The following is a 15,209-nucleotide window of genomic DNA, read 5'->3' as shown; positions in this document are numbered from 1 at the left end:
ATAATTAGTTTAATAAAGATAACAAAAATTAAACTTTTATTCTTTCCACAGTTTGTGCTTTGGTAGCCGTATTGAGCCCTTTCAGTTCTACATATTTTACATTGGGCAGCCAGAAAGATCCACCCTCTATCCGAAGAAAGATACGTTCCAGCTGGATTTTCTTTTTATTGGCTGTAACATATACATGGTATTTTTTATCCTCGGCTGATCTCATCAGGTACATCGGAAACTTTTTGTAGGATACAAACTTCAGTTCATACTGATCGTTTCCTATGTCTTTGGTCTGAATGCCGTAGGCAAACTTCTTTTGGATATAACTCAGGCCTTCCTTCTCTCCTTTTTCAGCATAACGCAACCAATATACCTTTATAGGCTCTTTCTTATTCAGTTCCCCATCTCCATCTAGGTTCAGTTCGCAGATAATGGTATTGGTGTTGGGATCTCTCTGTAAATAAAACAGCTGGTTGCTGATCCCCTGGGGAACCGGAAACTTTAAAGGTGAAGGGTCGCCATTATCGGCAGTTTGTGCAAAAGCTCCCTGACATGCAAACAAGGCCATCAACAACCAAATTGAGAAATGTGTACGAAGCGTTATTGAAGCTGTTTTCATGGATGTTCTTTATGAGTAAGCAAATTTAAAGCAAAAGCTCCCCATACCACCTGCAGGATGGTTATTTTACATTAAGACTATATTTACCGGAGCTGCAGATCAGGCTTGCAGACTTTCCCTGATACGGCTAAGCTGCTGCGCATGCCTTTGTGTATGATAAATGATAAAGGTAATGGCTTCAATACGCGTCAGATATCCGTAAACCGGCAATTCAAACGCAACACAGGTTTTATCCAGATCGAGTTCCTCAATAGCTTTGACCACATCCTGTTTTACTTTCTCCAGGCCATTCACCAGACTGTCTTTCTTATATTCCCTCATTTCGGGCACCACAAAATCCGGGGCATCCATTTTTAAGCCGAAATTCAGGAAGGTTTCCCTGATACCTTCTACCCGGGCATCCGCTGCCCGTTCAGTATCTTTAACTGGTCCGTTAATCACTTCCACAAAACCTGAATTGGCCATACGCATGTGTTGTCCCAGCTGACCGGCTGTCCAGCTTCCTTCATAGGGTACGGTATTGAGTTGGTTTGCATCGATTAAAGAAAGCTGCTCCTGAAAGCCTGATATCGCATTTTCTACCGCTTTTATAAGTTCATTTCTGCTCATGATCTGGTGTTTTTAAGGATTAAAGTGTAGGAATTGAGTGTAATTTTAAGCTAATTTTAAAATAAAAATAAGGGATTTATTTTTCAAAAAAGGCTTTAAAAGCGTCAAAAAAGAGGGTTATTTGCGACAATTATAAAATTAAAGTCATAAAAATGAAATTTTAATAGTGTACTATATACACTATATAAGAAAAGTATGTACATTTGTAGTGTTAAAAATGACAACAATTTCTGTTCAGGCTAGGCCCGGCAGAATTAAAGAGAAAACCCGTTCATACAGGTTTATATTTGGTTAGAATAGAGGAGTGCTTGGATGAGACGCCTCTTTCTTTTTTTATAGGGGTTTAAGACTTCAACCGCATGGTAAGCAATAAAGGTTCAAAGCCTGCCTTTTCATAAGCCGCTATCGCAGATTCATTCTTGTCATACACATCCAGTCTTATTTCTGTGATGCCTTTTTCTTTTGACCAATCTATCAAAAAATCCAATATCAGTTTATTAACACCTCTCCCCCTGTATTCTGGTTTTACGTACATAAAACCGAGGTAAGCATAGGTCTCAAAATTAAAATAGGGCTTCTCCGCTTTTTTAATGAGGGCATATCCGCTCGCAATTGCTACACCGCCTTCTTCAGCTACGGCAACCACTGCCTCATCAGTGGACATCAAATAATTCAAATCATAATATTGAATTTTACCATCAATCAGGGTTGGGTTAAAGGGCCGCTCTGCCGATATAACCCCCTGTTCAAATTCCAATAAAGTACTTAAATCTTCTGGCTTCGCTATTCTAATAATCATACGCATTGTTGTCTATTTATAGTTCTGGTAAGCTATTGAATTTTCAAGAGCTGGGAAATTCAAATATAGCAAACCTTAGCGGTAGTTACGTGGGATTAGCTTTTATACGTCCCAAATATCCGATCCCAAACAGAGGTATAAAAACCAAAGTTTTTATGTTCGTTTAAATGGTGCTGGTTATGAAATTTTGTAGTTCCCAAAAACAATTTTTCCGTCCATTTTGGAAAGAATTCCCGATTCAGATGCCCAATAGTTCCCCAGATCAAATTGATGAACAGGTAAACCGTAATGGAAAAAACAGAAAAATCGTGCAACATTACCACAAAGATGATCATCAATCCGAAACCTAAGGTTTCAAATGGGTGCAACACAAAAAGGCTTAAAAAATTGGTACTTGTATGTTCGTGATGTTTACGATGTAAAATTTTATAAATAAACGCATGATGCGCCAGGTAATGAAAAATATACATCAGCAGGTCCATCACCAACGTAAGCAAAATAATTTCAACAAGAAGTGCCAGGGTAGTTTTAGATTCGTTTAATGAAATCCATCCCGATCTCCATAAATAAACACCAATCAACATCACCACGCTATTGAGAAATAAGGTTAGCAAGCTCAGATACAGATCGGATTTTAGCAAAGGATGATCTGTCGTTTGGATCTTATTTTTCGGACAGGTTTTATCGATAAAAAGATAAAGTCCAATCGAAAAAAAATACAAAAATGTATTAGCTGCCAGACTGAAAACAATCCACTCCAACCAGGAGAGGTCTTCAAAAAAAGATAGAAAATTCAAAATCGTTCCTTTGTTCAAGTTTATCCTCCAGGGGATCGCATCGCTGTTGCCAGGGAGTTGCCTCGGTAAATGACCACCAGACTGCGCCCCAACTACGGCGATGGTTCGGCCTAACTACGGTTCAGATAAAGTACAATATAAGCGCAGCTATAGTTTGTTACTGGAAGTTCTCCCCACCTTCTACTTTGTTCATGGCATCCAGAAATACCTCCGGCTCCTGCGCTCCGGAAATACCCAATTTTCCGTCAAACACAAAGAAAGGAACCCCTTTGATCCTGATCTGCTGGGCAATATTCTCATCATGCCGCACCTCTTCCGTAAAATCTTTGCTCTTCAGCATCATCTCCACTTCCATGCCGCCTAAGCCACATTGTTTTCCAATTTCGATCAGCACCACATGATCGGCTATGTTTAGTCCATCTGTAAAATGTGCCTTAAACAACAGTTCTTCCACTTCCCCGGCTGTACCAATGCTCTTGGCCATCTGAATCAGGCGATGTGCATCAAAAGAATTGGCCATCACTGCCTTATCAAAATTGAACGTTAAACCCACCTGAGCGGCCGACTCGGCAACCCTGTTGTGGGTTTCAATAGACCATTCCCTGTCCCTGTCATAGCGGTCTGCAAGGTAATCATAAGCGTCTACCCCTATCAGTGTTTCCGCATTTGGGTCCAGTTCAAAACTATGCCACTCTATCTCCACACTATCTTTATGCGCAAACTGTGCCAAAGCTTTTTCAAGCTTTCTTTTGCCTATATAGCAAAACGGACATCGTACGTCCGACCAGATATCTATCTTCATCAGGTATGTTCTATTTTATAAATTGTAGTTTGTTTGTATGTCTCACCGGGCCTTAAAATTGTAGATGGAAAGGCTGGTATGTTTACGGCATTAGGTTGGTGCTGTGTTTCCACACAAAATGCCTCAAAAGGATGGTAGTCCTTCCCTCCTTTACCCTGCTTTACATTTAAGTATTTGGCCGTATAAAAATGGGCTACAGGCTCGGTAGTGTAAACCGACAGCTTTAACCCGCTTCTCTCCTCGGAAGTCTCAGAAGCCATTGTAAATTCACCATAATTTTTATCCAGTACGTAGGTCTGGTCATAACCTTCTGCAGGATCCCAGTCGCGCCCGATTGGTTTATCTCCTAAAAAGTCATGAATGGTCCCTTCTACAGGCAGTAGCTTTCCGGTAACTACGTAATTGTCATCCTGCTCCAGGTAATTGCTGGCTGGCATTCGGTGGATATGGCCGCCAATTGAACCCCCATCGGGCGACAAATTAAAATAACTATGGTGTGTCAGGTTAACCGCTGTTGCCGCATCAGTGGTGGCTTTAAAGTCCAGGATCACCTCGTCCTCATCGGTAAGTTTAAAAGTAAGCTGCACGGTCAGGTTCCCCGGAAAATTTTCCTCGCCATCCGGGCTCACATACTGAAGTGAAACGCTTGGATCTATCGTTGACAAGACATCCCATACCCTTCTGTCAAAGCCTATATCCCCGCCATGCAAACAATCGCCCCCTTTGGCCTGTGAAAGCTGGTGGGTTACGCCATCAATGGCAAACCGCCCATTTTTAATGCGGTTGGCATAACGCCCTATTACAGCCCCGAAATAAGGGTAGTCATTCAAATAGGCTTCACTTGTATATTGGTCGATGTCGTCAAATCCTAAAACAATATCCTGCTTTTCGCCGTGTTTATTGGTCACAACAAACTTATTCAGGATCGCTCCGTAATTGTATATTTTCACATAGGTACCTTTGGTATTGGTCAGTTCAATTCCCAGGACTTCTTTTCCATCGATAATTTTACCTGTCCTGATCAGCTTTGTTTTCATTTGTGTTTATTTTCCTCTTTGTGTTTATCCTCATAAAGTACCGTACCACTATCGGTTAATTACAATAAAAATCCCCCAGGCATAATAATCCGGCGCTTTTTTACAGCTGAATTACTTATGATGATCCATAAATTGTATATTCGAATCATCTGTTATTTAAAACAATACTATCAATACTTTATTTAAAACCGAAACTTAATTTAAAATATAATTTAAACCTTGTAATGAAAACCGAACTGATCAGTAAATTCTTAGAAAAATATGGACACGAACCTGCAAAAAATTACTTCACTCCCGGACGTGTAAACCTTATCGGAGAACATATTGATTACAATGGCGGCCTGGTCATGCCTTGTGCCGTTACACTCGGAACCTGGTTAAGCATAGCGCCAAATAACGACAATGTGATCAGGTTCAAGAGCCTGAACTTTCCTGAAGAACGGGAGTTTGAACTTCAATCTGCCTATACCAAAACCGGTCCTGAATGGTACAACTACCCCCTGGGTGTATTCCATGAAATCTTAAAGAAACATAAATTACCTGTTGGACTGGACCTGCTGTTTTTTGGCAACATTCCAATCGGATCGGGCCTGTCTTCCTCGGCCTCCATTGAGGTAGCCATGGCTTATGCGTTAAACGATTACTTTAACCTCGGTTACGATAAAATAGAGATCCCTTTACTTGCCCAAAAGGTAGAGAACGAATTTATAGGCGTAAACTGCGGCATTATGGACCAGTTTGCAGTGGCTTTTGGGGAAACCGATAAGGCCATTGTTTTGAACTGTGACACCTTAAAATACAAGCTGGTAGATTGCAACCTGGGTGATTATTCGCTTGCCATCGTCAATACCAATAAACCGCGTAAACTTGCGGAGTCCAAATACAATGAGCGGGTTGCAGAATGCCAGACTGCCCTGAAGCAACTGAACCAGGAAATTACGCTGCACAATTTATGTGAACTGAATGCCGAAAAATTTGCCCTGCACAGTCACCTCATTACAGACCCCACCGTGCTGAAAAGGGCAACACATGTGATCAGGGAGAACGACAGGGTGAATTTAGCCGCCAAAGCACTGAACGAAGGTAACCTCACAGAGTTTGGCCGCCTGATGTATGCCTCCCACCAATCTTTAAAAGACCTTTATGAAGTAACCGGGTTGGAACTGGATGCCGTTGTGGAATTCTGTACCGGTTATGAGCATGTAATTGGTGCACGTATGACGGGTGCCGGCTTCGGCGGCTGTGCCATCGCCTTGCTTAAAAAAGGACAGGAAGAAGATTTTGCCAAAAAACTAACCGATTTCTATGTTGCTCGTGTGGGTTACCCTGCTGCCATTTACATCAGTGAAATTGGCAATGGTGCTTCCGCAATTTAATTTTACTTTTGCCCCATGCAAAAGTTAAAATTAGATGAACTGAACCGTGTTGATATAGAAGGATTCAAAGCACAGGAAAAACTGCCTGTTGCAGTGGTGCTGGATAATGTACGCAGTATGCACAACGTAGGTTCGGTTTTCAGAACTGCCGACGGTTTTGCGATCGAAAAGCTATACCTCTGCGGCATTACCGCACAGCCACCGCATCGCGAAATAGAAAAAACAGCCCTGGGGGCCACCCAATCTGTAGAATGGGTACATTTTGAAAGCACAACTGAAGCTATAGCGGCTTTGCGGGCAGATGGCTACCAGATCATCGCCATTGAACAGGCCGCAGGCAGCATCATGCTGAATACCTATAAACCAGCTGACGATAAAAAATACGCACTGATTTTTGGCAACGAGGTGAACGGAGTTGCCGATGAAGTTATGGCACAAATTGACGAATGCGTAGAAATCCCGCAATTCGGCACCAAACATTCTTTCAATATTGTAATTTCCGCAGGTATTGTACTCTGGGATTTCTTTGCCAAACTAAGGCTATAAAAAAAGCGCATTGGAAGAACCAATGCGCTTTATTCACAACACAATTGAAATACGTTTTTTTAAGCATAAGGGATACCATCTTTAGATGGCAGACTGCTGTGCCCCATCAGGTACTGATCTACCTTACGAGCAGCTTCCCTGCCTTCGGAAATGGCCCAAACTACTAAAGACTGACCGCGGCGCATATCACCGGCAGCAAATATCTTGGCTATATTGGTCTGGTATTTACCTTCCTCGGCCTTAACATTACCACGGTTATCTGTTTCAACGCCCAATTTTTCAATCAGGCCTTCTTTCTGCGGATGCAGGAAGCCCATAGCCAGCAATACCAGCTGACAAGGCAGGTCTCGCTCGGTACCAGGTTTTTCCTTGAAGTTTAGCGGACGGCCCGACGGATCGATATCCCACTCTACATCAACCACTTTTACCGCTTTCAGGTTTCCCTGCTCATCTTTAATGAATTCTTTGGTATTCACACCCCAGCCACGTTCGCAACCTTCCTCGTGCGAGGTCGTTACCTTCAGCAGCATCGGATACGTTGGCCATGGCATATTTGAAGTCCTGGCCGATGCAGGCATTGGCATGATCTCGAACTGTGTTACCGATTTAGCGCCCTGACGGTTAGAAGTACCGATACAGTCAGATCCGGTATCCCCCCCACCAATCACAATCACATCTTTCCCGGTAGCCAGTATGTCTTCCCCCTCAACAGCAAAGCCACGTACACGTTTGTTCTGCTGCTTTAAAAAGTCCATTGCAAAATGTACACCCTTGGCATCCCTGCCCAGGGCAGGAAGATCGCGCGGGATAGTAGAGCCGCCAGCCAGAATGATAGACTGGTAATCCCTTAACAGGGTATTCAGTTCTACATTTACACCAACATTGGCATTGCATTTAAAAACGATGCCTTCTTTCTCCATTAGCGCAATACGCCTGGTTACCACGTCTTTCTGCAGTTTAAAATCAGGAATACCGTAGTTCAGCAAACCTCCGGGGGTATCGTCACGTTCGTAAACCACCACCTCATGCCCCGCTTTATTGAGCTGCGCTGCAGCTGCCAGTCCGGCCGGACCAGAGCCGATCACAGCCACCTTTTTACCGGTGCGGATCAATGGCTGCTCCGCTTTGATGTAACCTTTGGCAAAAGCAGTTTCAATGATGTGCTTTTCAATCTCTTCAATAGACACAGGCGATTTATTGATCCCCAGTACACATGCGGATTCGCATGGTGCCGGACAAATCCTGCCTGTAAACTCAGGGAAATTATTGGTACTCAGCAAAATGGTTGTCGCCAGCTGCCAGTCTCCTTTATATACAGCCTCGTTAAATTCAGGAATTACGTTACCCAGCGGGCATCCCGACTGGCAGAACGGCACCCCGCAATCCATGCATCTGGCCGCCTGTTTATTAATTTGCTCAGTTTCAAAAGCTTCAACAAATTCATTATAGTGTTTTAAACGAACTTTAACATCTTCTTTTGCAGGAGCAGTTCTTTCATACTCTAAAAATCCAGTTACTTTTCCCATGGTCTAAGCTTTATTTGAATTGTTTATTCTGGTCATGTTCTTTTCTTTGATCTGTGAGCGGCTTAAACTTTAACTTTCTGAGCCCTGCTCTGTAATACGGCCTTGTATTCTTTAGGAAATACTTTAATGAAATGTGCAGATTGGGTAGTCCAGTCGTTTAAAATAAACCTGGCCACACTACTGTCGGTCAGCTGTATATGTCTTTTCAGCAACACATTGATCCTCAGCTCATCCTGCTCATCCAGCGGATCCAGATCTACCATTTCCTTATTGCATTTGCTGGCAAAATCGCCTTTTGCATCATAAACCCAGGCAATACCACCGCTCATACCGGCCGCAAAATTGCTTCCTGTATCGCCAATTACCAGCACTTCACCACCCGTCATGTATTCACAGCCGTGGTCGCCCAAACCTTCTACAACCGCAGTACCACCAGAGTTCCTCACGGCAAAACGCTCACCTGCCTGTCCGCGTACAAACAACTCACCCGAAGTTGCACCATACATGGCCACGTTACCGATAATGATATTCTGCTCAGGCACATATTTTACATTGCTGAAAGGATAAATGGCCAGTCTTGCGCCCGAAAGCCCTTTACCTACATAGTCATTTGCCTCTCCCTCAAGCTGTAAGGAAATACCTTTGGCTGCAAAGGCACCAAAACTTTGTCCGGCCGAACCTTTAAATTTAAAGTTGATCGTATCGGCAGGCAGCCCCTGGCTTTTGTAGATTTTGGATACTTCATTGGACAGCATGGTACCAATGGCACGGTCTGTATTTTTAAGATCAAACTCTTTATATACAGGCTCTTTACTGGCCAAAGCAGGCTGTGCAGCTTTAATCAGTTCATGATCCAGCACTGCTGCCAGCCCATGATCCTGTTCTTCTGTCTGGTACAGGCTTAAACCGTTATCAGGTGCTTTATACAATATGGCAGAAAGGTCCAGGTCTTTTAGCTTCCAGTCGGCCTGATCGATGTTACGAACGCTCAGGGCATCTGCCTGACCTACCATTTCCTGTACCGACCTGAAGCCCAGTTCGGCCATGGTTTCTCTTAATTCTTCAGCAAGGAAATAAAACAGGTTCACCACATGGTCCGGCTCGCCGGTAAACAGCTTCCTTAAATTCGGGTCCTGGGTGGCTACACCAACCGGACAGGTATTCAGGTGACATTTACGCATCATGATACAACCTGAGGTTACCAGCGCAGCAGTTGCCACACCCCATTCTTCAGCGCCCAGTAACGTTGCTATCGCGATGTCTTTACCGGTTTTCAGCTGCCCGTCTGTTTGCAGTACAACCCTGCTGCGCAGGCGGTTTTTAACCAAGGTCTGGTGCGCTTCGGCCAAGCCCAGTTCCCATGGTAAGCCGGCATGCTGTATAGAAGTTAAAGGTGAAGCACCTGTACCCCCATCAAATCCGGATACCAGGATCACATCGGCATGCGCCTTGGCAACCCCTGCTGCAATTGTACCCACACCGGCTTTGGAAACCAGTTTCACATTGATCCTTGCAGCGCGATTGGCATTTTTAAGGTCAAAGATCAGCTGTGCCAGATCCTCAATAGAATAAATATCGTGGTGCGGAGGAGGAGAAATTAAACCTACCCCAGGCGTAGCGTGACGAACCTTTCCGATCCAGTCGTCCACTTTCTCGCCCGGCAGCTGTCCGCCTTCACCAGGTTTGGCACCCTGTGCCATTTTAATCTGCAGCTCATCTGCATTGGTGAGGTAATAACTGGTTACACCAAAACGTGCAGAAGCAATCTGCTTGATGGCCGAACGCATGGAATCGCCATTAGGCAGCAGTTCGTACCTCAATTCATCTTCCCCACCTTCGCCGGTATTGCTTTTACCGCCAATGCGGTTCATGGCAATAGCTAAGGTAGAGTGCGCCTCGTGAGAGATGGAGCCAAACGACATGGCCCCTGTAGCGAAACGCTTCAATATGTTTTCTACCGGCTCAACTTCCTCCAACGGAACTGCCGGACGGTTGTAATTGAATTCAAATAAGCCCCTGATGGTATAAGCCTGGTTGGTTTGTTCATTAACCAGTCTGGCATATTGTTTATAAATGCCATAGTCCTTTTTACGGGTTGCATTTTGCAGCAGGTGGATGGTCTGAGGGTTAAACAGGTGCTGTTCCCCTTTACGTTTCCATTTGTAATTACCGCCGGTAGGCAATATCGGATCAGGGCGGTTAGCCAGTTTAAAGATCCTGTTGTGCTTAATCAGCGTTTCTTTTGCAATCTCGTCTAAACCAAGACCACCAATCCTGGAAACCGCACCGGTAAAATAATTGTCGACCACATTTTTATTGATCCCCAGAATTTCGAAGATCTGCGCACCATGGTACGACTGTAAGGTAGAAATTCCCATTTTAGAGAAGATCTTTAATAATCCGTTATTTACTGCATAAATGTAATTCTTAAACAGCTTTTCTTTTTTGGCATCAAACTCGGTCTCAAAACCGGCAATGGTTTCCAATGCCAGGTAGGGGTTTACTGCCGTAGCACCAAAGCCGATTAAGGTTGCAAAATGATGTACTTCCCAAACGTCGCCGGCCTCAACCACGATACCTACAGCCCCTCTGTACCCTTTACGGATCAGGTGGTGGTGTACTGCTGAAACCGCTAACAACGAAGGAATAGCGGCGTGTTCTGAATCCAGGGCACGATCCGAAAGGATGATCACCTGGAAGCCATCTTCAACCGCATCTACTGCATAACGGCACAAGCGGTCTAAGCCCTTGGCCATTGCCCCTGGTTGTCCGTCGGCCCTGAAATAGGTTTGAAGGGTTTTAGACTGGAACACACCGGTATCTATACTCCTTAATTTTTCGAGTTCTACATTGGTCAGTATCGGGTGTTTAATGCCTACACAATGACATTGCATGGCATTTTCTTCCAGGATATTTCCGTTGTTGCCCATAAAGCCTGCAAGGCTCATCACCACTTTTTCCCTTATCGGGTCGATTGGCGGATTGGTTACCTGGGCAAACAGCTGCTTAAAGTAAGAAGAAAGGTGCTGAGGCTTCTGGGAGAGTACAGCCAGCGGAATGTCTGTTCCCATTGAACCGATAGGCTCCTTACCATCCCTGGCCATAGGCTTCAGGATCAGGTCAACATCTTCCCTGCTGTAGCCAAATACCTGCTGGTACCTGAAAATAGACTCCTGGGATAAGCCACTAAAGACTACTCTTGGTTCAGGTAGTTCTTCCAGCCTGATCTGGTATTTGTTGATCCAGTCGGCATAAGGCCTGCTTCCGCAAACCTGCTGCTTGATCTCTTCGTCACTAATGATCCTGCCCTGCTCCATGTCTACCACAAACATTTTGCCTGGTGTTAACCTGCCTTTTTCAATGATCTTGCTTTGATCCAATGCCAGTGCACCAGCCTCGGAAGCCATGATCACATGATCATCTTCGGTGATGGCATAACGCTGTGGGCGTAAACCATTCCTGTCCAGCGTAGCACCGATCAGGTTACCATCGGTAAACGAAACAGCGGCCGGACCATCCCAGGGCTCCATTAAAGTAGCATGGAATTTATAGAAGGCCTGTTTCAACTCATCCATATCCTCGTTGCCATCCCAGGCTTCAGGGATCAGCATCATTAAAACATGAGGCAATGACCGGCCGGAGTGCAGCAGGAGTTCTACCACATTATCCAGACATCCCGAATCGGAGTTGGTCTCGTCTATTACAGGCAATAAAATATTTAATTCTTCAGGTGTAAAATAAGAAGATGCGAATGATTTCACACTTGCCCTGAACCAGTTCAGGTTACCCTGCAACGTGTTGATCTCGCCATTATGGGCAATGTACCGGAATGGCTGCGCCAATCTCCAGGATGGGAAAGTATTGGTTGCAAAACGGGAATGCACCAAACCAAAGGCCGAAACCACCCTTTTATCACTCAGTTCTGTAAAGTAAGACCTTACCTGCAAAGAGGTAAGCTGACCTTTATATACAATTGTTTTTGAAGAAAACGAAGCGATATAGAACTCGCCGTTGATACCCTTTACCGTATTGTTAATGGTTTTAGAAAGATAGTTTTTAAACACATATAGCTTGCGTTCAAAATCTGCGCCCGCCTTAATGGCATAAGGACGTGCTATAAACACCTGCTCCATCTCTGGTTCTACAGATAAAGCCATGTCGCCAATACCCTCTGTATTGGTCAGCACTTTCCTGAAGCCTAAAACCTCAAGGCCCAGCTTTTCAGCTGCGCGATAAATGATCTCCCTGCATTCTTCTCTTGCTTTTACGTCTTTCGGTAAGAAAAGCATCCCTACACCATAGTCTCCCGATTCATTCAGGCTGAACCCGATTTTCAGGCATTCATCATATAAGAATTCGTGAGGTATCTGTATCATGATACCGGCCCCATCACCTGTATTGATTTCAGCTCCGACTGCCCCGCGGTGATCAAGATTTTCAAGAATGGTTATGGCGTCAGAAATGATTTGCTGCGACTTTCTGCCCTTGATGTGAGCAACAAATCCAATGCCGCAGGCATCATGTTCAAAACGCTGGTCGTATAACCCCTGGTTATCTTGTGTTAGTTCCATAAGTTCCGTTTAATAATAGTTTGGTATAGTGTATTTCGGACACTAAGATACGAATAATATTTCATGAATTATAATATTGATATATTTTTTAGGAAATACACAACATATTCTAAATTATTTTTTACATTATTATCAATATTACAAAATACAACGATTGAAATTACAATATTTACAATTCACTTATTTAGAATTATTTTTCATAACCTACAGCAGGTGTTCAGATCGCAATATTTCCTCTTCCGGTTATATTGCGCTTTACCCCGAATGCGTTGAATTCTATAGTACTCCTTATAAACCTACAAAAAAATCTATTTTTTTTATGCAACACAATAAGTTTAACCTCAACGTATTACCTTATTTCTACGGAAAAAAGGCAAATTATTCTGTTTTTAGCTTTTGTAGATTAAACTCTTTTGCTACATTTGCGCCGGGCAAGTCTTTTACGATCAGCTCCCTTTGAACTCCCCCAGGGCGGGAACGAAGCAAGGGTAGAAGGTTGTAGCGATGCGATAAAAGGTGCTTGCCCTTTTTTTACTTTTTCCATATCAAGTAAAAATCACACTAACTGCTATTTTAATCTGTTATTTCATAATAAGACCTCAAAGGAATTGCCTAATTTTGGCTTCCGGTAATAGACAGTTAATCCGTTAACCAATTTGATAAATTAAAACAATATGAAATTTTTTATTGATACCGCTAATCTTGACCAGATAAAAGAAGCACAGGATCTTGGAATCTTAGATGGTGTAACCACCAACCCCAGCCTTATGGCCAAAGAAGGCATTACAGGTGATGCAAATGTAACTGCACACTACAAAGCCATCTGCTCAATTGTTGATGACAATGTTAGTGCAGAAGTCATTTCGACTACCTATGAAGAAATGATTAAAGAAGGTGAAGCGCTAGCCAAAATAGATCCAAAGATCGTTGTGAAGGTACCAATGATCAAAGACGGTGTAAAAGCGATTAAATATTTAACTTCAAAAGGGATCAGGACCAATTGTACATTGATCTTCTCGCCGGGACAGGCACTTTTGGCTGCAAAAGCAGGAGCATCTTACGTTTCTCCTTTCCTGGGCCGTTTGGATGACATCTCTACAGATGGCTTACAGCTGATCGAAGACATCAGATTGATATTTGACAATTACGGTTACGCTACAGAGATCCTTGCAGCTTCTATCCGCGGTCCTTTACATATCGTAAACTGCGCTAAATTAGGTGCAGATGTAATCACCGCTCCTTTAGCTGCCATAACCGCATTGTTAAAGCATCCGTTAACGGATAGCGGACTGGCAACTTTCCTTGCCGATCATGCAAAAGCTTCAGGTAAATAACCGGCAAATAACTTATAAAAAAAGAGCCTGCTGATGATCAGCAGGCTCTTTTTTTATTTCATTCCGGCACTAAGCACCTGGAATTCGGCGCCGGCCAGCACCTGTTTAACCAGGTCATAATCAATCTGCTCATCAGGCGCAATCAGTATCCCTCTTACTCCTGCCCCATTGGCGGCCTCTACATCCCTGGGCTTATCGCCAATCATTACCGACAATTCAGGATCAATATTATATGTGGCAATTGCCTCCAGCAACATGCCTGATCTGGGCTTTCTGCAGCTGCAATCCCCCGAAACTGTGGGGTGGTGCGGACAATAATACGCATGCGCAATTAAGGCACCCTGCGCTTCAAATTTAAGTTTCAGGGCGGCATGCATTTCTGCCAGCGTCTCTTCGGTATACCTCTGTTGCGCAATTCCGCCCTGGTTGGTTATAATCACTAAAAGATAGCCTTCATCGTATAGTTTTTTTAATGGGGGGATCTGATAGTCCAATACCTTAAAATCTTCCAGCCTGGTAATGTAATCGTGTATTTCGTGGTTCAGCACGCCATCACGATCCAGAAAAATAGCTTTGTTCTTCATCATCTGCCTGTTTAGCTCTGTTTCCTTACATATTTGGTAAGGATCACGATGGTTTGTCCTTCTATTTTACCTTCAATCTGGTCGGTATTGTTCTCTACCAAACGGATGTTCTTTACAACCGTACCCAGCTTTGCGCTTAGCGAAGATCCTTTTACATCCAGGGTTTTGATCAGCACTACTGAATTGCCGGCCTCAAGCAACTGTCCGTTGCAATCTTTGTGTACGTCATCAGCGGCTCCGCTTTCCTCTTCCAAACCAGCTTTGGCCCATGCCAGGGTTTCCTCATCCATGTACATCATTTCCAGGCAATCAGCAGCCCAGCTTTCATTATTTAAGCGGTTCAGCAAGCGCCAGGTAACAACCTGTACGCCCGGAACGGCACTCCAGATGCTGGTCCGCAAACAATTCAGGTGTTTGACATCCTGCTCTGCTGTTTTTTCGATTTGTCCGCGGCATTTGTCGCATATCAATATCGTGTTATCTGCTGTACTGCTGCTCTGCGGAAGTACCTGATACAATTTCAGGGGACCTGCAGACTGGCATAACTCGCATTTATTTTCGCTTCTTTCCAATAACTGTGCTTCCAATTCTATGTGCTTTAAATTCAAAGCGCAAAAG

Annotated in this window: 13 protein-coding genes and 1 other RNA gene; 4 read left to right on the top strand and 10 right to left on the bottom strand. The window is 43.9% G+C overall.

Annotation, left to right across the window (positions count from 1 at the left end):
• Positions 1-28 precede the first annotated feature (28 nt).
• The 6 genes from ABIE26_RS06220 to ABIE26_RS06195 form a co-directional block, all read right to left on the bottom strand.
• Positions 29-610 (bottom strand): DUF4833 domain-containing protein, encoded by a 582-nt coding sequence (locus tag ABIE26_RS06220; RefSeq protein WP_310138870.1) that lies wholly within the window; start codon positions 608-610, stop codon positions 29-31.
• Positions 611-709: 99 nt separating this feature from the next.
• A complete protein-coding gene (locus tag ABIE26_RS06215) occupies positions 710-1,219 on the bottom strand; it encodes a DinB family protein (protein ID WP_310138872.1) in 510 nt (169 codons plus the stop codon).
• Between the two features lie 343 nt (positions 1,220-1,562).
• Positions 1,563-2,018, bottom strand: coding sequence for a GNAT family N-acetyltransferase (locus ABIE26_RS06210; protein WP_310138874.1), 456 nt, complete (start codon positions 2,016-2,018; stop codon positions 1,563-1,565).
• Positions 2,019-2,113: 95 nt separating this feature from the next.
• Positions 2,114-2,815, bottom strand: coding sequence for a sterol desaturase family protein (locus ABIE26_RS06205; protein ID WP_310138876.1), 702 nt, complete (start codon positions 2,813-2,815; stop codon positions 2,114-2,116).
• A gap of 157 nt (positions 2,816-2,972) precedes the next feature.
• Positions 2,973-3,617 (bottom strand): DsbA family oxidoreductase, encoded by a 645-nt coding sequence (locus ABIE26_RS06200; RefSeq protein ID WP_310138877.1) that lies wholly within the window; start codon positions 3,615-3,617, stop codon positions 2,973-2,975.
• Positions 3,617-4,654 (bottom strand): aldose epimerase family protein, encoded by a 1,038-nt coding sequence (locus ABIE26_RS06195; protein WP_310138878.1) that lies wholly within the window; start codon positions 4,652-4,654, stop codon positions 3,617-3,619. Before ABIE26_RS06195 ends, ABIE26_RS06200 begins: the two co-directional genes overlap by 1 nt.
• 224 nt (positions 4,655-4,878) lie before the next feature.
• Here ABIE26_RS06195 and ABIE26_RS06190 point away from each other — a divergent pair, with 224 nt between their 5' ends.
• Both ABIE26_RS06190 and ABIE26_RS06185 read left to right on the top strand, forming a co-directional pair.
• A complete protein-coding gene (locus tag ABIE26_RS06190; protein ID WP_310138879.1) occupies positions 4,879-6,030 on the top strand; it encodes a galactokinase in 1,152 nt (383 codons plus the stop codon).
• A 15-nt stretch (positions 6,031-6,045) separates the two neighbouring features.
• Positions 6,046-6,576 carry an RNA methyltransferase gene (locus tag ABIE26_RS06185; protein WP_310138880.1) on the top strand — a complete coding sequence of 177 codons (531 nt, stop codon included), beginning with the start codon at positions 6,046-6,048 and terminating at the stop codon, positions 6,574-6,576.
• Between the two features lie 59 nt (positions 6,577-6,635).
• Here ABIE26_RS06185 and ABIE26_RS06180 read toward each other — a convergent pair whose 3' ends face one another.
• Positions 6,636-8,102, bottom strand: coding sequence for a glutamate synthase subunit beta (locus ABIE26_RS06180; protein WP_310138881.1), 1,467 nt, complete (start codon positions 8,100-8,102; stop codon positions 6,636-6,638).
• A gap of 62 nt (positions 8,103-8,164) precedes the next feature.
• Entirely contained in the window at positions 8,165-12,673 is a 4,509-nt protein-coding gene (gene gltB, locus ABIE26_RS06175; RefSeq protein ID WP_310138882.1) for a glutamate synthase large subunit, read from the bottom strand.
• A 429-nt stretch (positions 12,674-13,102) separates the two neighbouring features.
• Between gltB and ffs the strand changes: the two genes are divergently transcribed.
• Both ffs and fsa read left to right on the top strand, forming a co-directional pair.
• Positions 13,103-13,202: signal recognition particle sRNA small type (gene ffs / locus ABIE26_RS06170), an RNA gene on the top strand.
• A gap of 145 nt (positions 13,203-13,347) precedes the next feature.
• Positions 13,348-14,007 carry a fructose-6-phosphate aldolase gene (gene fsa, locus ABIE26_RS06165; protein ID WP_310138884.1) on the top strand — a complete coding sequence of 220 codons (660 nt, stop codon included), beginning with the start codon at positions 13,348-13,350 and terminating at the stop codon, positions 14,005-14,007.
• Positions 14,008-14,060: 53 nt separating this feature from the next.
• On the opposite strand, the gene ABIE26_RS06160 is transcribed toward fsa, so the two are convergent.
• On the bottom strand, positions 14,061-14,594 hold the full coding sequence (locus ABIE26_RS06160) for a D-glycero-alpha-D-manno-heptose-1,7-bisphosphate 7-phosphatase (protein ID WP_310138885.1): 534 nt from the start codon (positions 14,592-14,594) through the stop codon (positions 14,061-14,063).
• A gap of 8 nt (positions 14,595-14,602) precedes the next feature.
• Positions 14,603-15,199: a PhnA domain-containing protein gene (locus ABIE26_RS06155; protein ID WP_310138888.1), complete on the bottom strand. Its 597-nt coding sequence runs from the start codon at positions 15,197-15,199 to the stop codon at positions 14,603-14,605.
• Between the last annotated feature and the right edge of the window lie 10 nt (positions 15,200-15,209).

Origin of the sequence: Pedobacter africanus (genome assembly GCF_040548825.1) — a bacterium.
GTDB lineage: Bacteria > Bacteroidota > Bacteroidia > Sphingobacteriales > Sphingobacteriaceae > Pedobacter > Pedobacter africanus_A.
This window is presented reverse-complemented; position numbering and strand designations above follow the sequence as displayed.

What these genes read in the sequence shown, in the direction of transcription:
- ABIE26_RS06215 (WP_310138872.1), bottom strand. Translation starts at nt 1,219, where the DNA reads ATGAGCAGAAATGAACTTATAAAAGCGGTAGAAAATGCGATATCAGGC.
- ABIE26_RS06185 (WP_310138880.1), top strand. Translation starts at nt 6,046, where the DNA reads ATGCAAAAGTTAAAATTAGATGAACTGAACCGTGTTGATATAGAAGGA.
- gltB (WP_310138882.1), bottom strand. Translation starts at nt 12,673, where the DNA reads ATGGAACTAACACAAGATAACCAGGGGTTATACGACCAGCGTTTTGAA.
- ABIE26_RS06200 (WP_310138877.1), bottom strand. Translation starts at nt 3,617, where the DNA reads ATGAAGATAGATATCTGGTCGGACGTACGATGTCCGTTTTGCTATATA.
- ABIE26_RS06160 (WP_310138885.1), bottom strand. Translation starts at nt 14,594, where the DNA reads ATGATGAAGAACAAAGCTATTTTTCTGGATCGTGATGGCGTGCTGAAC.
- fsa (WP_310138884.1), top strand. Translation starts at nt 13,348, where the DNA reads ATGAAATTTTTTATTGATACCGCTAATCTTGACCAGATAAAAGAAGCA.
- ABIE26_RS06180 (WP_310138881.1), bottom strand. Translation starts at nt 8,102, where the DNA reads ATGGGAAAAGTAACTGGATTTTTAGAGTATGAAAGAACTGCTCCTGCA.
- ABIE26_RS06195 (WP_310138878.1), bottom strand. Translation starts at nt 4,654, where the DNA reads ATGAAAACAAAGCTGATCAGGACAGGTAAAATTATCGATGGAAAAGAA.
- ABIE26_RS06210 (WP_310138874.1), bottom strand. Translation starts at nt 2,018, where the DNA reads ATGATTATTAGAATAGCGAAGCCAGAAGATTTAAGTACTTTATTGGAA.
- ABIE26_RS06190 (WP_310138879.1), top strand. Translation starts at nt 4,879, where the DNA reads ATGAAAACCGAACTGATCAGTAAATTCTTAGAAAAATATGGACACGAA.
- ABIE26_RS06220 (WP_310138870.1), bottom strand. Translation starts at nt 610, where the DNA reads ATGAAAACAGCTTCAATAACGCTTCGTACACATTTCTCAATTTGGTTG.